The sequence below is a fragment of the Cryobacterium sp. Hh7 genome, from assembly GCF_004403155.1.
GTDB lineage: Bacteria > Actinomycetota > Actinomycetes > Actinomycetales > Microbacteriaceae > Cryobacterium > Cryobacterium levicorallinum.
The window spans coordinates 215,188-237,671 of the sequence record NZ_SOHG01000015.1 but is presented as its reverse complement, the minus strand read 5'-3'; the positions used below and the strand labels follow the sequence as shown (position 1 = coordinate 237,671).

The 22,484-nt window shown below is 62.7% G+C and carries 19 protein-coding genes; 17 read left to right on the top strand and 2 right to left on the bottom strand.

Translation table 11 applies throughout. From position 1 onward, the window contains the following. Positions 1 to 54: 54 nt before the first annotated feature. The gene (locus E3T43_RS05030) at positions 55 to 861 is read right to left on the bottom strand and encodes a LacI family DNA-binding transcriptional regulator (RefSeq protein WP_134471560.1); all 807 of its coding nucleotides are present in this window, start codon (positions 859 to 861) and stop codon (positions 55 to 57) included. A gap of 297 nt (positions 862 to 1,158) precedes the next feature. Here E3T43_RS05030 and E3T43_RS05025 point away from each other — a divergent pair, with 297 nt between their 5' ends. From E3T43_RS05025 to E3T43_RS04945, 17 genes are all read left to right on the top strand, one after another. After that, positions 1,159 to 2,478, top strand: a complete 1,320-nt coding sequence (locus tag E3T43_RS05025) for an ABC transporter substrate-binding protein (protein WP_134471559.1) — start codon at positions 1,159 to 1,161, stop codon at positions 2,476 to 2,478. Between the two features lie 153 nt (positions 2,479 to 2,631). Further along, positions 2,632 to 3,765, top strand: coding sequence for a carbohydrate ABC transporter permease (locus tag E3T43_RS05020; protein ID WP_134471558.1), 1,134 nt, complete (start codon positions 2,632 to 2,634; stop codon positions 3,763 to 3,765). Next, positions 3,762 to 4,730, top strand: coding sequence for a carbohydrate ABC transporter permease (locus tag E3T43_RS05015; protein WP_134471557.1), 969 nt, complete (start codon positions 3,762 to 3,764; stop codon positions 4,728 to 4,730). Before E3T43_RS05020 ends, E3T43_RS05015 begins: the two co-directional genes overlap by 4 nt. Before the next feature lie 89 nt (positions 4,731 to 4,819). Beyond that, positions 4,820 to 6,733: an ABC transporter ATP-binding protein gene (locus tag E3T43_RS05010; RefSeq protein WP_370449872.1), complete on the top strand. Its 1,914-nt coding sequence runs from the start codon at positions 4,820 to 4,822 to the stop codon at positions 6,731 to 6,733. Between the two features lie 311 nt (positions 6,734 to 7,044). Then, complete coding sequence (locus E3T43_RS05005) at positions 7,045 to 7,935, top strand: MurR/RpiR family transcriptional regulator (RefSeq protein WP_198414313.1); 891 nt, start codon at positions 7,045 to 7,047, stop codon at positions 7,933 to 7,935. Between the two features lie 87 nt (positions 7,936 to 8,022). Further along, on the top strand, positions 8,023 to 10,158 hold the full coding sequence (locus tag E3T43_RS05000; protein WP_198414312.1) for a PQQ-binding-like beta-propeller repeat protein: 2,136 nt from the start codon (positions 8,023 to 8,025) through the stop codon (positions 10,156 to 10,158). Further along, a complete protein-coding gene (locus E3T43_RS04995) occupies positions 10,155 to 11,090 on the top strand; it encodes a carbohydrate ABC transporter permease (protein WP_134471556.1) in 936 nt (311 codons plus the stop codon). The genes E3T43_RS05000 and E3T43_RS04995 overlap by 4 nt, the downstream gene beginning before the upstream one ends. Then, complete coding sequence (locus E3T43_RS04990) at positions 11,087 to 11,908, top strand: carbohydrate ABC transporter permease (RefSeq protein ID WP_166791236.1); 822 nt, start codon at positions 11,087 to 11,089, stop codon at positions 11,906 to 11,908. Before E3T43_RS04995 ends, E3T43_RS04990 begins: the two co-directional genes overlap by 4 nt. Positions 11,909 to 11,991: 83 nt before the next feature. Beyond that, positions 11,992 to 13,302 carry an extracellular solute-binding protein gene (locus E3T43_RS04985; RefSeq protein WP_166791235.1) on the top strand — a complete coding sequence of 437 codons (1,311 nt, stop codon included), beginning with the start codon at positions 11,992 to 11,994 and terminating at the stop codon, positions 13,300 to 13,302. Positions 13,303 to 13,306: 4 nt separating this feature from the next. Further along, positions 13,307 to 14,410, top strand: a complete 1,104-nt coding sequence (locus tag E3T43_RS04980) for an ABC transporter ATP-binding protein (protein WP_134471554.1) — start codon at positions 13,307 to 13,309, stop codon at positions 14,408 to 14,410. Beyond that, complete coding sequence (locus tag E3T43_RS04975) at positions 14,410 to 15,069, top strand: HAD family hydrolase (protein WP_241978826.1); 660 nt, start codon at positions 14,410 to 14,412, stop codon at positions 15,067 to 15,069. The genes E3T43_RS04980 and E3T43_RS04975 overlap by 1 nt, the downstream gene beginning before the upstream one ends. Before the next feature lie 208 nt (positions 15,070 to 15,277). Then, the gene (locus E3T43_RS04970; protein ID WP_134471552.1) at positions 15,278 to 16,435 is read left to right on the top strand and encodes an extracellular solute-binding protein; all 1,158 of its coding nucleotides are present in this window, start codon (positions 15,278 to 15,280) and stop codon (positions 16,433 to 16,435) included. After that, positions 16,432 to 17,373, top strand: coding sequence for an ABC transporter permease (locus E3T43_RS04965; protein ID WP_241978820.1), 942 nt, complete (start codon positions 16,432 to 16,434; stop codon positions 17,371 to 17,373). Before E3T43_RS04970 ends, E3T43_RS04965 begins: the two co-directional genes overlap by 4 nt. Further along, positions 17,373 to 18,218 (top strand): ABC transporter permease, encoded by an 846-nt coding sequence (locus E3T43_RS04960; RefSeq protein WP_241978819.1) that lies wholly within the window; start codon positions 17,373 to 17,375, stop codon positions 18,216 to 18,218. The genes E3T43_RS04965 and E3T43_RS04960 overlap by 1 nt, the downstream gene beginning before the upstream one ends. 37 nt (positions 18,219 to 18,255) lie before the next feature. Then, positions 18,256 to 19,332, top strand: a complete 1,077-nt coding sequence (locus E3T43_RS04955; protein ID WP_134471551.1) for an ABC transporter ATP-binding protein — start codon at positions 18,256 to 18,258, stop codon at positions 19,330 to 19,332. Then, entirely contained in the window at positions 19,329 to 20,879 is a 1,551-nt protein-coding gene (locus E3T43_RS04950) for an inositol monophosphatase family protein (RefSeq protein ID WP_134471550.1), read from the top strand. The genes E3T43_RS04955 and E3T43_RS04950 overlap by 4 nt, the downstream gene beginning before the upstream one ends. Then, on the top strand, positions 20,879 to 21,742 hold the full coding sequence (locus tag E3T43_RS04945; protein ID WP_134471549.1) for a DUF6454 family protein: 864 nt from the start codon (positions 20,879 to 20,881) through the stop codon (positions 21,740 to 21,742). Before E3T43_RS04950 ends, E3T43_RS04945 begins: the two co-directional genes overlap by 1 nt. A 34-nt stretch (positions 21,743 to 21,776) precedes the next feature. Here the strand turns inward: E3T43_RS04945 and E3T43_RS04940 are convergent, their stop codons facing one another. Further along, positions 21,777 to 22,469: a DUF305 domain-containing protein gene (locus E3T43_RS04940; RefSeq protein ID WP_134471548.1), complete on the bottom strand. Its 693-nt coding sequence runs from the start codon at positions 22,467 to 22,469 to the stop codon at positions 21,777 to 21,779. Positions 22,470 to 22,484: the final 15 nt, after the last annotated feature.

Here is a 22,484-nt window from a genome sequence, read left to right as displayed (position 1 = left end):
ACCACGGCGGCCCGGGCACCAAGCCCGGGCCGCTACCACCTCGTCAGAACTTTGCTACCAATTACCTGGACTGGCGCTACCATCAAGCGCTACTCGCCACCCGAAGGCGATCTCATCGCTCGCGGCGAAGATAGCGGTGGGGCGCCGCCGCGGGTCGCCGAGAATGGCGAGGCCCAGCTCGTACCCACCGGGCATGGTGAACTCGCAGGAGTAGAAGCAGCCGCTCACCGAGAGGTCGGCGGCTATCATCGCGGCCTGAAAACCGCGCAGGCGATTGCTGTGCACGTGAAAATCCATCTCGTCGACCTGGCTGCCGCCAACGTGCACGATGTCACGGTGGCCGAGGCTGAGCAGGTGTTCGGTGGCCAGACGCGCCGCGGCCACGTCGTCGATTTCGATCGTGGTCACGCCGCGAATGGAGCCGCCGATGCCGACGAGAGGCCGACCGAGACGGTGCAGGTGGTCGACTTCCCGCTCGCTCAGGGCAACGCCGACCGAGATAATGCCGTCGAAGCGTTTGCGGGCCAGGAAGAAGTCGAAGACCCGGTCGCGCTCGGGGGAGGCCGGTGGCAGGTTATAGAGGGTCATGTCGTAGCCCTGGTCGAGCAGTGCTAGTTCCAGGCTTTCGAGCACTTCTCCGAAGAACCATCGACTGATGTACGGAATGATGACGCCAACGCTCTGGGTGCGTCCGGTTACCAGGCTCGCCGCGTTGGGCGAGGCGACGTAACCGATCTCAAGCGCGGCCGCCACGACCCTCTGACGGGTCTCGGCCGAGACGTAACCCCGGCCGCTCAGCGCCCGGCTGGCCGTGGCCTTAGCCACTCCGGCGAGGCGCGCGACGTCCGCGATTGCACTCATGGGGCCTCCGTCCTTGTGGACTCCGCGTTCAGACTAGCCTGTTCTGCACCGGCATGGAACCGGTTCCATGAAAGCTCTGGTTTTTTTCTGATGTTCGTCACTAGAGTTCATTGCCCGCCGCAACAAGCGGCGACATCTTTGCCATTCCGTTACATTTACCGCCTTGCTTTCCCTCAATGGGTGACATAGCTTGGCCTCTGGAACCGGTTCCCGAGTTCCGCCCCTGTACCATCGCTTCACGGCAGAATATCCGTGCCGATCGTTGCTGAACACGAACACTCAATGAGGAGAAAAAAGATGCGGTCCTTCCTGCACCGTCGTATCATCACTCCGGTCGCCCTAGCGGCGATCGCCGGCATTACCCTCGCAGGCTGCTCCGGCGGCCCTGGTGGCACCGATGCCGAAGCCGGCGCTGCGGGCGACGGGTCGGTTAGCGTTTACAGCGGAATCTCCGGCACGGAGGCCGAGCTGCTTGAAGAGTCCTGGGCAGACTGGGAGGCGGAGAACGACATTGAGATCAAGTTCGAGTCTTCCAAGGAGTTCGAGGCGCAGATCGCGATCCGGGCTCAGGGCGGCAATGCCCCCGACCTCGCCATCATCCCGCAGCCCGGTCTCTTCGCCGACCTGGCCAGTCGCGGCTTTCTCAAGCCAGCCCCCACGGCCGTCGAAGACAACGTCGATGAGTACTGGTCCGCAGACTGGAAGGCCTACGGCACGGTAGACGACGTATTCTACGGTGCGCCGCTAATGGCCAGCGTGAAGGGCTTCATCTGGTACTCGCCGTCCAAGTTCGCCGAATGGGGTGTCGAGGTTCCCAAGACGTGGGACGACCTCCTCGCTGTGACCAAGACCATCCAGGAAAAGACGGGAACGGCCCCCTGGTGCGCCGGGTTCGGCTCGGGTGACGCCACCGGTTGGCCCGGAACAGACTGGGTCGAAGACCTGGTTCTGCGGCAGGCCGGCGCGGACGTCTATGACCAGTGGGTCGCCAACGAGGTGCCATTCACTGACCCCCAGATCGCGGAAGCCTTTGACGCGGTCGGCGAGATTCTGCTGAACCCCGACTATGTGAACGCCACCTTCGGTGACGTGAAGTCGATCAACAGCATCCCGTTCGGTGACGTTGCCACCCCGATCGCTGATGGGACCTGCGCGCTGCACCACCAGGCATCCTTCTTCGACGGGTTCATCGCGGATGCCGGCGGCGAGGTCGGACCCGACGCCGACGTGTGGGCCTTCATCACTCCCTCGATCGAAGAGGGTGGCCAGGCGGTAACCGGTGGTGGCGAGTTCGTCGGAGCGTTCGCCGATGACGCCGACACCCAGAAGGTGCAGGCGTACCTCTCCAGCCCGGAATGGGCGAACAGTCGAGTCGCCCTCGGCGGAGTCCTCAGCGCAAACTCCGGGCTGGACCCGGAGAATGCGACGAGCCCGATCCTTCAGGAGTCGATCAAGATTCTGCAGGACCCGAACACGACCTTCCGCTTCGACGGTTCGGATCTTATGCCGGGAACGGTGGGGGCGGGAACCTTCTGGAAGGGAATTGTGTCCTGGATCAACGGCACCCCGACGGCCGACGTGCTGACCAGCATTGAGGCCGGCTGGCCCTCGGAATAGTCACGTAACCCACTGTGGGCCGCCCGCACAACAAAGCGGGCGGCCCACGCTCTTGCCGGTGTGCTGTATGCGTACGATCACCGCCGTTGGACCGTGCCTTTTCACCGGGACGGCGGTCGCCAAGAGTCCACCGTTGTACTCGAAAGGTTTCAGATGTCTGATTTCTTTGCCTGGTTGGCGCAACTGCCGCCGCTGGCGCAGGTTCCCATCATCATCGGGGCCTTTGCCGCGGTGGTTGGACTGGTGCTCTTTTTCGTCGAGATCGCGCCGCGAGCGGGGCGGATCTACACGGTTATCCGGCTGGTGGTGTGCATTGCGGCTCCGGTACTCCTCCTGGCCGTTGGCGGGTCGTATTGGTGGGCCATCCTCGGGGCTGGAGTGCTCGGCGGATTCTTCTTCGTGCTGGACTTCCGCTCGCGCAAAGGCCCTGGCTACCTCTTTCAGCTGGTTGGCTTTCTCGCGCCGGCCGTGATCCTGCTGAGTATCGGCCTGATCGTCCCCACTATTTCCACCACGGTGCAGTCCTTCCTGAGCGCGCGCGGCGACCGATTCGTGGGCTTCGAGAACTTCGCCTGGGTGTTCGGCCAGCCGGAAAACGTGCGGATCATCATCAACACAATCGTCTGGGTGCTGATCGTTCCGACCATCTCCACCATCGCCGGACTCGCCTACGCCGTCTTCATCGATAAGAGTCGTGGCGAGAAATACTTCAAGACCCTGGTCTTTCTGCCGGTGGCGATTTCGTTCGTTGGCGCTTCGATCATCTGGCGCTTTGTCTACACGGCACGCCCGGCCGATCAGGACCAGATCGGACTTCTGAACCAGATCGTGGTCTGGTTCGGCGGTCAGCCGGTCGACTTCATCGCCGAGTCGCCGTGGAACACGTTCTTCCTCATCGTCGTTCTCATCTGGGCACAGACCGGGTTCGCCATGGTAGTGCTCTCGGCAGCGATCAAGGGCGTGCCCGTGGAGCAAATGGAGGCCGCGGAACTCGACGGCACAAGCGCGTGGCAGCGATTCACCAACGTCACAGTCCCCGGAATCCGCAGCGCTTTGATCGTCGTGCTCACGACGATCTCCATCGTGTCGCTCAAGGTCTTCGACATTGTTCGAACCATGACGGGCGGCGCGAACGAAACCAGCGTCGTCGCCAATGAGATGTATACGCAGTTCAAGAACTTCGAACTGGGACGGTCGGCGGCATTCGCAGTGATCCTGTTCGTGCTGGTCGTGCCGATCGTTGTCTATAACGCCCGCCAGATCAAGAAGCAGAGGGAAATCCGATGACGGCCACACCCGCAGAAATCCGCCTCGATGACGCGACACGACGGCAGCTGCGCCGAGGACAACGCCGCGCCGAGAATTCGGTCGCCAAGAATGCCAAGCGGCGACTCACCAGTCGCGGAGCGACCATCGCCGCGCTCGTCATCGCCATCGTCTGGACCATCCCCACGCTGGGACTGTTCGTCTCGTCGTTCCGTCCTGCCCAGGAGGTGCGCACCACCGGATGGTGGACCATCTTCTCGAATCCGGGACTCACCCTCGACAACTACCGCTCAGCACTCGCCGCCGGAAACAGCCAGCTGGACCTGGCAGGGTCCTTCATTAACTCGATCGTGATCACTCTTCCCGCCACACTGATACCGCTGATGATCGCCAGCATGGCGGCCTACGCGTTCGCGTGGATCGATTTCAGAGGCAAGGACATCCTGTTCATCGGCGTGTTCGCGCTTCAGATCGTGCCCATCCAAATGGCCCTGGTGCCATTGCTGCTCTTTTTCTCGCAGGGTGAGTTCTTCGGATTTCCCTCGGTGGCACCGCTCGAAGCGGGCGGGTACGCCCAGGTGTGGATCGCCCACTCGATGTTCGCCCTTCCGCTGGCGATCTATCTGCTGCACAACTTCGTTTCGGAGATTCCGGCCGACGTGATCGAAGCGGCTCGGGTTGACGGTGCCGGCCACGCGCAGATCTTCTTCCGCATTGTGCTGCCCCTGAACATGCCGGCCATCGCGTCGATCGCCATTTTTCAGTTCATCTGGGTGTGGAACGACCTGCTCGTCGCCCTGATCTTCGCCGACGGCGCTGTCGCGCCGATGACCAAGTTGTTGGCGGACCTCTCCGGTACTCGAGGGCAGGACTGGTATCTGCTCACGGCGGCCGCGTTCCTGTCCATCCTCGTCCCGGTGATTGTCTTCCTCTCCCTGCAGCGGTACTTCGTTCGCGGGCTGCTGGCTGGAGCCACGAAGGGGTAGTGGCGGCTATTTCAGAAACGGATGCCGGTGGCCGAGCCGGTCGTGGGCATCCGTTCTGCCGAATCTGCGCTGACGTTTAGAGTAAGTGCATGAGTGGAATGCACGGGGCCCCTGGCCACGGCCCGCGGCAGCAGGCGGGGGTGGAGCGCCCCCGCAAGCGAGTCAGCGGAGCGGATACCGCGGCGCAGCGCGCCGAGAACGCGCTCGCCCCGCGCATCCCGCACCTGCTCGCCCGCATCACCGATCTGTTCGCGCCGCACCGCAACACCCTCATCGTCACGGTCGTACTCGTTCTGATCAGCGCAGCCCTCTCGGTCGTGCCGCCGCTGCTCACCCAGCGGGCCTTCGACGACGGCCTCTTTCCGCCCGGTGGCACCCCGAACCTCTCGGTGCTTGGCGTTCTCGTTGCGCTCATGCTCGGCGTCTTTCTGGTCAACGCGCTGCTCGGCGTCTGGCAAACCTGGCTCACCGCGAGCGTCGGCAACAAGGTGATGGGTGCCCTGCGGGTGCGACTGTTCACGCACCTGCAGGCCATGGAACTGAGTTTCTTCACCAAGACCAAGACCGGCGTGATTCAGTCGCGGCTGCAAAACGATGTCGGCGGTGTCGCGACGGTGCTGACCAACACGATTTCCAGCATCCTGGGCAACACGGTCACGGTGATCGCGGCGTTCGTGGCGATGCTGCTGCTCAACTGGCAGTTGACCATCGTGGCGGTCGTGCTGATGCCGGTTCTGGTGTTCGCCCAGCGCCGGGTCGGGCAGGTGCGGGCGCGCATCGCCGGAAAGACCCAGGAATCGCTCTCGGACATGACCGCGATCACCCAGGAGACACTGAGCGTGTCGGGAATTCTGCTCTCCAAGAGCTTCACCCGGCAGCAGAACGAGATCGATCGGTATGCGCAGGAGAACCGCAACCAGGTGCGGCTGCAGGTGAGCCAGCAGATGAGCGGCCAGTGGTTCTTCGCCACCGTGAGCGTGTTCCTGTCGGCGATTCCCGCGATCGTCTACCTCGTGGCCGGCGCGCTCGTGTTCAACGGAACGACCGAGATCACTCCCGGCACGATCGTGGCCTTCACGACCGTGCAGTCCCGGCTGATCTTTCCACTGCTCGGACTCATGCGGGTCGCCCTCGACCTGCAAACCTCATCAGCACTGTTTGCGCGCATCTTTGAATACCTCGACCTGAAGCCGGCGATCAGCGACAAGCCCGACGCGGTGCTCGTGCCGACGGCCGGCACCGATCGGGGCCGGGTCGAGTTCGACCGCGTGCGGTTTGCCTACCCTGATGCCGGCGGCGACGCCCGCCCGACCCTCGACGACGTGTCCCTGACAATCGAGCCGGGCCAGTTCGCGGCCTTTGTCGGGCCGTCCGGCGCCGGCAAAACCACGGTTTCCTACCTGATTCCGCGCTTTTACGAGGTCTCGGCCGGCCGGGTGATGTTCTCCGGGGTCGACGTGCGGGACCTGCAGCAGGAGTCACTCGTATCGCACATCGGCATCGTCAGCCAGGAAACTTACCTGTTTCACGCGACTATCGCCGAGAACCTGCGTTACGCGAAACCCGAGGCAACGGATGCCGAGCTGGTCACCGCAGCGCGCGCCGCCAACATCCATGACACGATCGACTCCTTTCCGGCGAAGTACGACACCATAGTGGGGGAGCGCGGCTACCGGCTGTCCGGCGGCGAGAAGCAGCGCATCGCTATTGCCCGGGTGCTGCTGAAGGACCCGCCGGTACTCATTCTTGACGAGGCCACGAGCGCGCTCGACTCCATCTCGGAGAGCGTCGTGCAGGCCGCGCTCGACACGGCCAGTCACGGCCGCACGACCATCGCGATCGCCCACCGCCTGTCGACGATCGTCGACGCCGACGTGATCTTCGTCGTCGACGCCGGCCGCATCGTCGAGCGCGGCACCCACGCCGAACTGCTGGCCCGAGGCGCCGTCTACGCGTCTCTCTACGCCCGCCAAATCACGTCCAGCCCCACCCCCGCCGTCTAAACCTCCCCGCCCCAGCTTTCGGGACGGGGCCCGGGCCCGGACCGTGGGCCCAGGTTAGAAACTGGGCCGGGGTTCATAAGGTGGGCCCGGCGCATGCCGCGTGGTTCGAATCCGCTCTGATGTAGTCGGCTGCGCAGCTCCCCAACGAATCGCAGGATTTCAGCCAGCTGGCGAGGCGAACTCGCAATCGAGCCCGACGATCTGCAGTGAGATCGAAATGAATTTTCAATACTTGGTATTTATTGAAATTAACGTTCAGCGTTCATCTGCGTGGCGGAGCGCGTTCACAATGGCTGCCTAACGTCGCAGTTGTGACCGAAACAATAGATCCTGAGCTTGCCACTGCACCGCAGGCCCCGGGCACACTTCATACCGCGGAACGAGTCCGTGCCGGACTGACCGACTTCAGTCCGGCCGAACGACGCGTGGCGGAAGCTGTCCTACGGGACCCCTTTGGCATCATCCACCTGTCGGTGAGCGAACTTGCCACCATCGCTGGCACCAGTCCCGCCACGGTCATACGATTCTGCGTGAGTCTCGGCCTGCGTGGTTTCCAGGAGCTCAAGATCACCCTGGCCAGCGAGTCAATGCCGAGCGCACGCCGTGTCCTCGGCGACATCGTTCCCGGCGATGGCGTCGCCGAGATCACACTCAAGGTCCTGGACGGAACTGCCAGAGCCGTCGGACAAGCCGCCCAGACTCTCGACCTGAGCGTGCTGGAAGCGATCGCCGTACAGGTCGTTGGCGCCCGACGCGTGCTTTTCGGAGCGGTCGGTACCTCTGCGCCACTGGCACTCGATACCGCCTACCGACTCACCCAAATCGGGATCGATGCCTCTTTTGCTCTCGACGTCCATACCCAACATGTCAGTGCACGGATGCTCCACCCCGGCGATGTCTTCTTTGCTATCAGTCACACGGGCTCCACTTTTGAAACCCTCGCCACTGCCCGCGCCGCCAAGCTGTCTGGTGCCACAACGGTCGCCCTGACAAGTTTTTCGCACTCGCCGCTGACTGACGTCGCAGACTTCAGTCTTATCGCGGGGAGTGCCGAAACTGCCTACCGGGTTGAATCCATGACGAGCCGAATCGTGCACTTTGCCGTGCTCGATGCTCTCTTTGTCACCTTGGCACTACGCAGCAGCACCAGCTCAGCGCACCTGGCCATGACCGAAGACGTACTCATCGAGCACCGCATCTGACCCCGCCTATCGCGCGAAATCTTCGTTTCGTCGCGCGACCTGAACCTATGCAATCCGAATACTCACAACACGAGAAGGAACCTATCCGTGCACGGAATCGTTGTTTACAGCTCGGGCCAACCGGCCGAGGGCATTGTCGTCACCAATGGCCACCACGTTACCCAGACCGATGTGTCCGGTCTATTCACCCTGCCACGTGAGGGGTCCTTTGTCGTGATCACGCGGCCGTCTGGCCACACCGCGACCCCCTGGTGGGTCCCGACGCCGGCGGACGACGAGACCGACATCCGCTTCGAACTGCTGGCAACTCCCCAGTCACTTCCTTACGAGTTTGTGCACCTCACCGACACGCACCTGACGGTTCCGAAAGATGCAGCGGATGCGAATCAGTCTGGGCTGTACCGCGAAGGCAGCCTTCCCGACCAGGTGCGTGATTTTCTCACCCGGCTGCCGGAGTATGCGCCGAATGCTCAAAGCATTTTCGTTACGGGTGACCTCGTCGACCACGGCGTTACTGAGGAATACGAAGCGTACGTCGACGTGCTGACGTCGAGCCCGGTGCCCGTGCACCTCATTCCCGGAAACCACGACCACATGAACGGACGCCACGGCGCCATCATCAGCCGCAACAACTATCTCACCAATGATGGAACGCCCGAGCTGTACGAACGCTACTTCGGGCCGCGTTGGTACAGCTTCGATGTCGCTGGGCTACACGTGGTGACACTCGACTGGCACACCCATGAGCTCGGCATCGACCACGAGGTGCAGAACGACTGGGTGCGGGCAGACCTTCAGCTTCGGCCAGAGGGCAGCCCCTGGCTTTTACTGTTCCATGACCAGCCGAATTTCTCCATCATCGAGCAGCTGCCGTGGTTACCCAAGGCAACCTTTTCGGGCCACTGGCACACGTCGAGGGTCGTCGAGGTTGACGGCACGCTGCACGTAAACAGCCCCACCACGTTCTTCGCAAGCCTCGACTACAGTCCGCCGGCCTACCGCCTTGTTACCTGGGACGGCGAAAACATCACGTTGAAGACGCAGACGCTGCTGACCGTTCCCGTCCCCGATGCCCTCGGCGATGTTTCTACGTCTACTTTTGCGGCGACGAGCACCCGGTCAGACGATTCCGCTGTGCTGTGGCGGGCTGAACTCGGTGGTGCCGGCCACCGGCAGCGGGCATCCGTTGACGGCGACCTCGTTCTTGCTGGCGGCCAGATCGAGGATCGCGCGGCCGGAACGGTGGAGGCCTTTGATCTGGCCACCGGAGCGCTGGTCTGGCGAGCACACACTGCCTCGGCCGTGAAGACGACACCGGCCGCCGCCGACAACGTCGTCGTGGCTGCCGAGGTGAGTGGCGACCTGACCGGGTTTGATCGCAGCACCGGAGAGGTCATCTGGAGCGTGAAATCAAGTGATTCGCTTCGCCGCTTCGCCTGGGGTAGCCCAACGGTTGCCAACGGAATGGTCTACCTCGGTGACCAGTCCGACTTGCGCGCCGTAGACATCCGCACCGGCGAAGTAATCTGGCGTCGCACCGACCTTTCGCCGCACCACAACCTCGTGAACCACTCGGCGCCGCTGCTGGTCGATGATCTGTTGGTAATGGGCTTCTGGCCCACGCCCGCGCATCCAATCGGTCTCGATGCTCGAACGGGCGAGTCCGTGTGGAACCGTGGCGACTGGGATGGCACGGATCCCTTCCTCGCACTGAAGCGGATGCTCATCATGGGCACGGCCAGCTACGATTCACAAACTGACACGGTACTCATGCCGGCGTATGGCAACACCACCCGCGTAAATCGGACAACAGGCGCAACGATCTGGACCCAGCCGCACCAGGGCGGGTTCAGCCCGGCGACGCCGGTCATCACGGATGCGGGCTACGTCGTTACGGTGACGGGTCACGGGCTGCGACTGCTGGAGCGCGAAACCGGACAGACCCTCTGGGACCGGCCAATCACGGGAGCCGCCCCCTTCCCCATGGCGTCGTACACAAAAATTCCGCACCCGGTAATAGCTGCACCAATCCTCGTTGGAGCGCACCTGATACTGCCCGGCCTCGACGGGATCGTTCGCCGCATCGACCTTGACGGAAACATTATCGGTCAGAGCCAACTCGCCTCACCGATCGCCGCCAGTCTCGTGGAGGCGGGCGACCGCGTCATCGCCGTTGGCGTTGATGGCAATGTGCTCGCTCTATCCCGAGACATTGCGTCATGACTACACTGACTCGGACCCGCGACGAGAAAATTGTTTCCTCGGACAACTCGCCGCTGCGGCCGCCCAGGCTCGCCCGAACGAACCTTGTTCCGGTTCTCTTTCTGCTGCCGGCCGGCATCGGCATCGGCACCTTTGTGATCGTTCCTGCAATTCTGTCGCTCGCGGCCAGTTTCTTCTCCGTGCCGCTCACCGGCGGCGCATGGCGCTGGGTCGGTCTGGCCAACTACGAACGGGTACTGACCGACTCTGCCGTACTTCAGGCCATCGGCAACACCTTCGTCTACTCGGTGATCACCATCGTGCCCAGCCTCGCGATCGGGCTGGGATTGGCACTCCTGGCAAATTCAGTGGTCAGAGGGCGCGCTTTTGTGCGAACAGCATTGTTCCTGCCGATGACCGCCAACCTGGTGGCAATGGCAGTCGTGTTTCGTTGGCTGTTCGCCTTTCAGGGAGGTTTCATCAACCAAATGCTGGGTCTCGCCGGATTCGGTGCCGTCAATTGGCTCGGCGACACGAACACCTCGCTGCTCACCCTCGCCTTGGTCGGCGTATGGCGTAGCGCTTCCTTCAGCATGATGATCTTCTTCGCCGGACTCGCCACAGTTCCCGGCACCATCCATGAGGCCACCAGGGCAGAGGGCATTCTGGGCTGGACAAAACTCACCCGCATCACGCTTCCCATCATGAAACCCACCGTTGTCTTTGCCACGGTCGTCGCCGTGCTCGGCTCAGTGCAGGTCTTCGACACCATCAACGTAATGACACAGGGCGGACCGCAAGGATCCAGCGAAACGATTCTCACCATGACCTGGAAACTCGGCTTCGGCTACTTCGATCTCGGTGCAGCCTCCGCACTCTCGTTCCTGCTCCTTGTCGTGCTCGTAGGCATCGGGCTCATTCAGCGACGCGTACTCGCAGGAGGTCGCAAATGATTCACGTGTTTCGAACCGGACGGTGGCTGGTAATTGCCTTGGCCGTTCTGGTGTCGCTCTTTCCGTTCTATTGGATGATGCGGACCGCCGTTTCGCCTGTAGACGAAGTGTTCTTCGACGGCCTGTCCTTCCTCCCGTCGAGCCTTGATTGGTCGAATTTCGCCCGTGCTTGGACAGACGCTAACCTCGGCCTGGCGATCCTCATCGGATCTGCCATGACGCTGTCGATTCTCGCTCTCCAACTCATCACCTGCATTCCCGCGGCCTATGTGCTCGCAAAGGTTCGCATGCGCGGGGTCGGAATCGCTCTCGCGATCGTCATCGGTTGCCTGCTCGTCCCCGGACAAGTCAGCCTGATTCCCATCTTCATTGGAATTAATACTGTTGGCCTCGCCGATTCCCTCCCCGGTCTCGTTTTGCCCTATATGACCAGCGCGTTCGGGATCTTTCTCCTCCGCCAGCAGATGATGGCCATTCCCGATTCCCTCATGGACGCGGCACGCACCGATGGGTTGGGCCACGTACGAACTCTGTACAACGTGGTCGTTCCCATGGCAGCACCCGGTATCGCGGCTTTCAGCGTGTTCTCCGTGTTCACCCACTGGAACGACTACATGTGGCCGCTCCTGATCGCCCGTAGCCCCGAACTTGCCACTCCGCCCCTCGCGCTTGCTGTCTTTCAACAGGCCGACGTTGGTTTCGACTACTCCGCCCTGGCTGCGGGTGCCGCGATCGTAACCGCGCCCGTAATCATCCTCTTCCTCGTGGCGCAGAAGCGCTTCGTTCAAGGAATGAGCGGAGCCGAAATTCCAGGCTGATCATGCGCAATAAATACGAGACTCGTCACTTTTTCCGCAATCTTTCCCAAGCACGGCCCTTCACACACATAGGAGTTCATATCATGATGCCAAACCGTCTCCCTCTCGCACTCGGGGCTCTCGCCGCCGGTTCAATTCTGCTGTCAGGATGCGCCGCTTCGTCGGCCGCTTCAGCCCCCGAAGCCTCCGTCGCTGCGGCAGCCAACATCGCCGACTGTGATCCGGCAGAAAACACCATCACCGCAACGTACGGGCTGATGGCAGCCGAGGCCATGGCGATCGCCACGGCCAACTTGCAGGAGACCTATCCCGAGCTCACCATCGATGCCACCCCGCCCTCAACGTCTGACTATAACGAGCTCACCAAAACCGTCGTTGCAGACATCGCTGTGGGCAACCGCCCTGACCTCATCATGACAGGGCTGGGCCAGCTGCAATTCTGGGTTGACACCTACTCTCCGGCAGCCATTGATGTGTCAGCCTTGCGCCCCAGCTACAAAACCCAATTCTTGGGTGCTGGCACGGTCGATGGAACGGTTTACCTAGCTACCAACCAAATCTCCGCCACGGTCTTGCTGGTCAATCAAGATGCACTCGACTCCGCGGATGCTGGCGACGCGAAGGACATCGAAACCCTGGACGACCTCGTCGCGGCGGCAGAAAAAGTCACCGCTGACACAGGCAAGCCGTCGGTGACTATCCCGACCGAAGGTCTGCCCGATTGGTTTAGCCAGGCCTTGGTGCAGGGTTCGGGAGAAACGTACGTGAATGACGACGGTACCGCCGGCTTCGGCTCGGAGAAGGCCATCGAGGCACTCTCCATCTGGTCCACCCTCAAGAACAAGGATCTTGAGCTCGGCGTCGCTGGCAACCAGGACGCAATCGCTCAGTTCGTCGGAGGAAATGCAGCGTTCCTCGTCTGGACGACCTCCGGTATCGCCACGATTCAGGAAGGCATCGGCGATGCATTCAACTGGATGCCGGTTGACCTGCCCAGTGTCGAAGGAGATGAAGAAGGCGCCCTACCCGCCGGCGGCAACGGCTGGATCGTGCTCAGCGAAGACGCCTGCCGCGCAGCGTACTCCAATGCCTTGATCGCCGAGTTGCTCTCCCCGGAGGCCGTCTCCGCCGCCAGTGGAACTTCGTACAGCTACATCCCGGTCGATAATGAAGCGGGAGACGCGCTCCTGGCCAGCGACGCCGCGACGAAGCAGCTGACCTACGCGTGGAGCTACGACAAGCCGCTTACTCCGTGGGGTGGATTCGCCGGAAAGGACACCATGGAGGTCTTCGACACGGTTCGCCTGATGGCTCAGAAACTCCAGTCGGGTGCCGATGCCACGGAAACGGTGAATGAGGCCGTCACGAACATCGACCTGATCGTGAGCGAGTAACAACATGACCGCGGTCAAGATTCTCGGAATTCACAAGTCTTTTGCCGAGGTGAAAGCCCTTGACGGGATCGACCTGAACATCGAGGATGGCGAGAACTTCGCCATCCTCGGACCGTCCGGGTCGGGCAAGTCCACGTTGCTGCACATCATCGCGGGGCTGGAGGAGCCCGACAAGGGAACAGTCGCATTCAACGGAGTCCCTCAGAATGGCATCCCCCCGCATAAGCGAGACGCTGCGATCGTGTTCCAGCATTTCGCGCTGTACCCGCACCTCTCATCCTTAGAAAACATCACGCTTGGCCTCCGTCACGGACTCGGTTTAACTAAGCAAGTGGCGAACAATCGGGCCGTTGATGTAGCAGACCGGATGCAGGTAAAGCATCTCCTGGACCGAAAACCCAAAGAGATGTCAGGCGGTCAGCGCCAGCGAATCGCTCTCGCCAGAGCTTTGGCAAGGCAAAGCGGAATCGTTCTTCTGGACGAGCCGCTATCCGGCCTGGACGCCCAGCTGCATGCCGTGCTCCGACTCGAAATCGCCACCTTACTGCGTTCGGTTGGGGCCACCGGCATCAACGTCACCCATGACCAGCTCGATGCGATGGCCATGGCCGATCGAATCGCCGTCATTAACCTGGGACACATCGAACAGCTCGGAACACCCGATGAGCTGTACGCCGTGCCCCAGACGCTGTTCGTCGCATCGTTCATTGGGTCACCGCCGATGAACCTCGTGAAAATCGATGAGCTGACCGGCGAGTCGGCTTTTGGCCAACATTCCACCGCTGTGATGACGGATGCGCTGACGCTCGGCGTACGTGCCGAACACCTCACACTCACGACTGACTCCGCCACCTACGGTGCCTGGGCGATATCCGGAGTTGTCGGGCTCGTCGAACCAACGGGGAAAGATCGCATCGTACGGTTGACCAGCGACTCCGGTCATGCGGTCACGTTTCGCTGCGAGGTTGCAGACACTCCCTCACCGGGCACACGGGTGACTGTGCAGTGTGATCCACGCCTCGTGCACGTCTATTCGCAAAAAACCGGACATCGAGTCGGAACAGCAGAATCTGTCGGGATCACGCTCCGTCAGCCGGTCGCCGCGTGATGGATGCACCGTCGAACACGTTGGCGTTGGCCGACACGATCGTGATGTTTGATTGGAATGGCACGGTCGTGCTCGACGCCGACCGTGCCCGCGCGTCGCTGAATTCAGTGCTGGCGGCGCGATCGTTAGGAACGCTCAACAGTGAAGAGTTCTCCCAACGATTCCGACTCCCCATGAGAAGAATGTTTCGCGACCTCGGCGTGCAGCCACTAGACCTCGATGAGGCCGAAGCGGAATGGAACTACCAGATGACCCAGACGTCTACCTGTCTTCGCGCCGGAGTCAACGCTGCTTTCCTGGAACTCTCCGCAGCAGGCGCATGGTTGGGCGTTGTGTCTGCTGCATCGGCTGCAGCTGTTCAATTCGACCAACGATCACTTTCGGTGCCCTCAGTGTTGGACGCCGTAGATTCTGAGGTCGCTGACAAAGTAGTGCAACTTTCCAAGCATCGGGATCGTCGGAACCGTGCTTTCTATGTTGGAGACACTGCGTATGATATGCGCTCCGCCACCGCAGCAGGCTACATTCCCATCGGAGTTGCGGGCGGATACTCTACCGAGGATGTGCTGTGGGAAGCAGGTGCAGTTCACATCGTTGAATCACTGCGCGAAATCATATCCATCGTTTCTGACTCCGCCGATCAGGCGGAGTCACTGTGAGGTAGCGCCGGCCGCGCAGAAATCTGCGACGGCACTCGCGGCTCACCATTACCGAGAAGTAACTTACGACAGGGTGTTGTTCACCTTCGCGTTAACGGGGCAATGTTTCGTGTTTACCGTCAGGCAATGTGCTGGTCACCCGTATTTTGGAAGATCGGTGTGCTCCAGAGTGGGGCTTACCCATCGCCCAAATAGCAGACGGACAGTAATGAAAACAACTCGGCTCCTTGCCGCCACAGCCGTAGCATCAGTCGCGATCCTGGCCTTAGCCGGATGCGTGCAGAGCAGCGCCGCAACATCGCTGGACACCGATGGGTCGGCCGATCAGGCCCTCACGGTACTCATCAGTGGCGGTGAAAACATCCAGGCGTTGTGGGAAGACCACCTCATTCCTGCCTTCGAAGAGGAGAACCCCGGTTACACCGTCGCGGTCAACCTCGATCTGCACGGCGAGCACGATGCCCAGACGATGGCCAAGCTGACGAGTGCCACGGAGCAGGAAAAGGACCCGGGCTTCGACCTCGTTGACGGTGGATTCGTGCCCATGGCCGCCGAGGCCGGACTGCTGACGCCGATGACCCCGGACGAAATCCCTGCTTTCAACGACATTCCCGGTGACGTCGTCGAGGCCGGTGGCGCCGGCGGGATCGCCTACCGCGGCTCCGTCGTTCTGCTGGCATACGACACCGCCACCATCCCGACACCGCCGAAGACCCTCGACGAGCTGCTGGCATGGATTGAGGCGAACCCGGGCGAATTCACCTACAACTCCCCGAAGTCCGGCGGATCCGGCTCGGCCTTCGTCGCGACGGTCCTCGACAAGTACGTCTCTGAGGATGCCCGCGCAAAAATGACCGTCGGCTACGAGAAGGAACTGGAAAGCGAGTGGACCGAAGGGTTCGAAACACTCCGCAGCCTGAACCCGTACATCTACCAGAATGGTTTCTACCCCAACGGCAACCAGCAGACGCTGGACCTGCTGGCGAGCGGTGAAATCTCGATGGCGCCGGTCTGGTCCGACATGTTCATCTCCGGCAAGAAGAACGGCGCGATTGGCGAGTCCGTGAACTACACGCAGATCGCCGACCCGTCCTTCACCGGAAGCGCGGCCTACCTCGGCGTTCCGGCTGCCAGCCCCCGCCAGGAGGGTGCGCTCAAGCTCGCCAACTTCGTCCTGACCCCCGACGCTCAGGAAATGATCGTGAACGAGATCGCCGGCTTCCCGGCAATCAGCCTCGACCTGCTTTCGGCCGACATCCAGAACGAGTTCGAGGATGCCGATACCGGCAACCTGCGCAAGGGCTACTTCTCTCAGATGGGCAGTGACTTGAGCAACCTGTGGGATCAGGAAGTTCCGGGACAGTGACTCTCGCCCCGACCAGGGGCTCAAAGCGACGCGCCATAGCCACCCCGGCTGTGGCGCGTCGCCGGTTGGGCTTCTTCCTTGCCCTCCCCCCGATCATTTTGATTCTGCTGTTCGTGGGATTCCCGATCGTCCTGGCATTTGCGTTCAGCATCGGCCTGACCGGTGGCCTGAACCACGTGATCGCCTCGATCGGCCTGAACGTGCACGAAGCCGAGAACTGGTGGGGAACACCGGCGGCCTATATTGAGGTGCTCTCGAACTCCCGCATCCTGCGCGACCTCTCGGTCACCGTCGGCGTGACAGCGCTCAGCACGGTCATCGTCATTTTTCTGGCCCTGGGCATCGGGCTGTTCCTCAAGCTCCGTGACGGACGGATGGCCCGGCTGCTGTCCGGTCTGGCGATCATCCCGCTGTTTATACCGGTGGTCATCGCCTCCTGGGCAATCGTCACGTTCTACTCCGGTGACGGCTTCGTGCGCAGCGTCTTTGCGCAGTTCGGTGTCGAGGCACCGGTGTGGGCCTTCACCATGGTCGCCGTAGTGATCGGATCTGTGTGGACCTCGCTGCCGTTCGCGGTACTCATGATCACCTCCGGCCTGCAGGCCATTCCCAACGCCATGATCGAAGCGGCGCGGGACGCCGGTGCCGGGTTTCTGCGCATTGTCGTATCCATTCTCATTCCCATGGCCTTCGTACCGATCCTGATCGCGGTCACGTTCACCGCGATCGGCGTGGTCGGCTCCTTCACGGTGCCGTACTTCACCGGGCCCAATGCGCCCAACATGCTCGGCGTGAGCATGTCCAACTATTTCTCGGCCTTCAACCAGCCGCAGCAATCCGTCGTGATGGCCTTCATCGTCTTTGTGATCGCATCCGGTATCGCTGCAGCGTATGTCTGGGCCAACTTTCGATCAGCAAAGGATCAGGGAAAAGTCTGATGACGATGATCACCAAGCGCGCGCGCCAGGACGCAGCGCGGCTCAACTTCAGCGGTCCGCTCAGCGGGCTCTTTTTCGTCCTCATGGTCGTTTTCATTCTCGGCCCGCTGGCCTGGCTGGGAATTCGAGCATTTGCCGAATCCTGGACCTTCCCCAACCTCGGCCCGGACGGCTGGACCCTGCGCTGGTGGAGCGTGGTGCTCGGCGACGAAACGCTCGGCCGTGCGGTGCAGAATTCGCTCGCGCTCGCCGCGTTGACCGTGCTGGTGTCGGCCTGCATCTGTCTGCCGGCCGCGTATGCTTTCGCGCGCTACGAATTCTGGGGTCGGCGAACCTTTCTGATCGGGCTGTTCGCCCTCAACGCCTTCCCGAAAATGGGTCTGTACGTCACCATCGCCTCGCTGTTTTACGCGTTCAACCTAATGAGCACCGTGCTGGGCGTGTTGATAGTGCACGTTTTGGGAACCGTAGTGTTCATGACCTGGATTCCCGCGGCGGCCTTCGCCGCGGTGCCACGCAGTCTCGAGGAAGCGGCGCGCGATGCCGGGGCCTCGAAACTGCGAGTGTTCCTCAGCGTGACCTTTCCCCTGGCCCTGCCCGGAATTTTGGTGGCCGCGGTGATGTCGTTCCTGGCGTCGTTCGACGAGGCGCAGGGTACCTATCTCATTGGCGCACCCGACATTATGACCATGCCAACGCAGATGTACACCCTCGTGCTCAACTACCCGAATCAGGTGGCGGCTGTGTTCTCCATTCTGCTGGCCATCCCCTCGGTCGCCCTGCTGCTGGCGGCGCACAAACACATCGTCGGCGGCACGCTCGCCGAGGGATTCCAAATCAAATAGCTCCGCTCCGGCAATCGCAAGAAGTGTAGAGAAGACCATGACTTTGATCGAAGAAATACATTCCACGACACCCACACACCGTGAAACGGATGCCGGCGGCTCGCGCGGTCTGCGCGTGCGCGGCCTCCACAAGGTGCTCGGCGGTCGCACCATCATCGACAATCTCGACCTGACCGTGCAGGACGGGGAGCTGGTCTCCCTGCTTGGCCCCTCCGGCTGTGGAAAAACCACGACCCTGCGCATGATCGCCGGATTCCTCGCGCCCGACGCCGGCTCGATCCAGGTGCACGACCGCGAGGTGTCCGCCCTCGGTGCCGAGAAACGGCCCAGTGCCATGGTGTTTCAGAACTATGCGCTGTGGCCGCACATGACGGTCGTGAAGAACGTCGGCTTCCCCCTCAAACTGCGTCGACTCGGCAAAAAGGAGATCGAGCAGCGAGTGGATGCTGTCCTCGCGCTGGTCAACCTGCTGCACCACAAAAACTCACGGCCGGCCCGCATCTCCGGGGGTGAGCAGCAGCGCGTTGCCCTGGCGCGCGCCCTGGTGCAGGAGCCGGAGCTGCTGTTGCTGGACGAACCGCTCAGCAACCTGGACGCGAAGCTGCGGGTGAAAGTGCGTGAGGACATCCGTGAAATTCAGCAGCGCCTGGGCATCACGACGCTGATCGTGACGCACGACCAGGAGGAGGCGATGTCGATGTCCGATCGAATCGCCGTGATGAACGCCGGAAAGATTGAGCAGTTCAGCCGGCCGGCCGAGCTGTATTCCCGGCCGGAAACCGAATTCGTCGCCACCTTCATCGGCAGCCTGAACCGGATCGAAGGTTCGCTGTTGAACGGCGCCATCGTGCCCGGTGACGACGTCATCGGCATTCGCCCGGAAGACGTGGTGTTCACCCTGCACGCATCATTCGATGCACGCCCGGCCGTCGTCGAGCGCGTCGTGCCCCACGGGCATTTTCACGAAATCTACCTGAAGCGCGATGACGCCACTCTTCGCTCCTTCGCCTCCGGGCTGCCACCGGCGCCCGGCGATCGCGGTCACGCCGCCATCCAGAAGGCGCTTACCTTTCGGCAGGGCCGGCTCGTCACGACCGCCGGGGTGGCGGCATGAGCGCGCCCAGCGCGGCCGCCCAGCGGGTCGCCGCCGTCACCGCTCACCGCGGGGATTCCCAGAATTTTCGGGAGAATACCCTCGCAGCGATTCGATCGGCGATTGCGGCGGGGGCGGACTACGTCGAGGTCGACGTTCGGGTCACCCGTGACGGCCAGGTGGTGTTGCTGCACGATGCGAGCCTCCTTCGGTTGTGGGGCTTCGACGCCGCCATCTCGGACCTGACCTACGCGCAGGTCGCCCTGTTGGGCGGCGACGATCTTCGTGTCCCGTTGTTGCGAGACGCGCTGAAGCTGTTCGAAGATTCCCCCGCCCTGCTGCTTATCGACATGGACGAGGAAGCGCCGGCCGCACCGGCTTTTGACGTAGTGCGAGAAAGCGGCCTGGACGTCGCGTGGTGTGGAAGTTTGGCCGGGATGCGGCGCATCCGTTCTCTGGATGCTGCGGCTAGCATCTGGCTGCCGTGGGACCGGCGCGAGGCGCCACCGCTTGAGTTGCTCGATGAGCTCCGGCCGGATTTTGTGAACGCAGAGTATGTCGTGCTCAGCCGAAAGCTCGTGGACGACATTCATGCTCTGGGCTTGCGGGTCGCCTGCTGGACGGTCGATAGCGCCGCGATCATGCGGTGGGTGCTCGCGCTGGGCGTGGATTCCGTGACCTCCAATCGGTTGGCTCTGCTCGCCGAGACCGTGCGCGAGGCCGTCGGGCCTGAGCCGGCGGCTTTCTCTGCGGTTTCGGCGTTTTCGGCGGACGAGCTGCGCGAGGCCAGTGCGATTGCCCGGGAACTCGCGATCTGGGCGCAGGACTACAGCCGATCCGCCGACAAGGGAACAATTTCGACCAAGGCGAACCCCGGCGACCTCGTGACCGAGGTGGACGTTGCCGTCGAGGCCCATGTTCGCGCGCGGATTGCTGCCAAGTTTCCCGGCCACAACTTCGTCGGCGAAGAAATGGGCGGCGAGGCGCAGGCCGGTGTGCCGTGCTGGTACCTCGACCCGGTCGACGGCACGACAAACTACGCCAACCTGATTCCATGGACGTCGTTTTCACTCGCCCTGGCGGTGGATCACGTTCCCTACGTCGCCGTCGTGTCCGAACCCTGGCGCGGCGACCTGTTCGAAGCGGTGGCCGGGCAGGGCGCCCGGCTCAATGGCGCTGCCCTGGCGCTGCCCCGAGCCGGCGAGGGACCACTGTCGCTGGCCGGACGGGTCGTAAACACGGAACTCGCCGGGCACCTGCCGTGGCCGGGCATGATCGAACTCCTGACCGCGCTGGGCGAGCGGTTCAGCATCATGCGGGTGATGGGCTCAGCCACGCTGACCGTCGTGGGAATCGCCGCCGGACGGGGAGCAGCCTCGGTGATCGGCCAGTTCAGCGCCGTCGATCATCTGGCCGGCACCCTGATCGTGCAGGAGGCCGGTGGCGTCGTGCTTGACGAAGACGGGATTCCGAACGCGTTTCCTCGGCGCGGCGGCATCGTGGTGGCCGCCCCCGAGGCCGCGACGGAAGTGTATGGCCTGTGGCGCGCCGCCGTGCGCGCGAGCTGATGCCCACACTCGACGCACTCGACGGCCTCGACCGGCAGACGCCCTGGCACCTGGTCGATCGGTTACCGCTCAACTTTGCCACCTTCCACCCGCAGGGGCTGGCCTTCGCCGCGGGACTCACCTTTCTGTCTTCGGTGGAGATTCAGGCCGAAACCCGTGGAGTGGGTCACGTGTTCATCATCGACGAGCGCGGAGCGCTGCAGCGGGATGTGATCGTGGGCGACGGCGAGATATACCACCCGGGCGGCATCGACTTCGACGGCAGTTCGGTATGGGTGTCGGTGGCGCAGTACCGCCCGGGCGGCCAGAGCATGATTATGACGATCGACCCGGCGTCCGGCGAGGTTCGGGAGCGCTTTCGGGTCGCCGACCACGTGAGCTGGGTGGTCTGCGACCGGGTGAATGGCCTCGTACACGGCGCCAGCTGGGGCTCACGGTTCTTCTACACCTGGACTGTTGCTGGGGCGTTGGTCGCGTATTGGCCGAATCCGAGCGGGTTCATCGACTACCAGGACTGCCGCTTTCTCGGTGAGGGTCTCATCGCCGCGAGCGGAATCGCGGTGCTGAGCGGGGCATCCGGAGCCTTTGAGCTGGGCGGGTTGGCACTCATCGATACCGCACAGCGCACGATCGCTCGGGAATTTCCGATCGGCCTGTACTCGACGGCCGGGCACACGGTCACTCGAAACCCGTTCTCGATCTCGCTCGACTCGGGCTGCGTGACGATTCGGGTGGCCCCCGACGACGACGACGAAGGCAACGGCACCGAAATTCTGACCTATCGCGCCACCCCTGACGCCATCGTGCACGGGGCCCGGGCCCGGAACGTGGGCCCAGTTCATAGACTGGGCCCCGGTTCATAGGGTGGGCCCGGCGCCTGTCGCGCACCGGGGAGGGCTACGAACGGTCGGCGAGCATCCCGGTCATTAGATCGATTTCGGACTCCTGGCTCAGCACGACCGAGGTCGCAAACGACTGCACGGTCGCGTTGTTGCTGCGGTCCAGCACCGCCTCGGCCATCCCGATCGCACCCCGGTGGTGAGCGATCATGATGGCGAGAAACTGGCGTTCAGCTTCGACCCCGGAGGCCGCGGTGAGCGCGGCAATTTCGGCGGCGGTCGCGAGCCCGGGCATCGGCTCCCCGGCGACGTGCACGGCGTCGGGACCGGCCGTGTGCGGTCCGTCGTGGGTCTCGCCGGAGAGGCCGGGTCGGGTCATCCAGGTCATCGACGGCTCCGGGGCGAATTGCGGCAGCCCCCACACGGCGAGCCAGCCCGACATCTGCCCGCTCTGCTTGGCCTGCGTCGTGGCGATGTCGTAGGCGAGCAGCCGCACCGGTTCATCATCGGTTTGATCGCGGATGATCAGGGCGAGTTCGACCCCCTGGTTGTGGTGCTCCTGCATATCCCGCGCGAAACCGGCCTCGGCGCTCGTCGTCTCGGGCGTCGCGTCGACGATCGTGCTCAATCTCCCGATTGAGAAAGCCACGGCTCCGACTACGAGCGCCGTCACCAGAACGGATGCCGCGATCGCACGAATCAGGGTGCGGCGCGGTCGCGACGGTGGGGCATCAGCTGGTCGCGCAGGCATTATGGGCTGCACGCT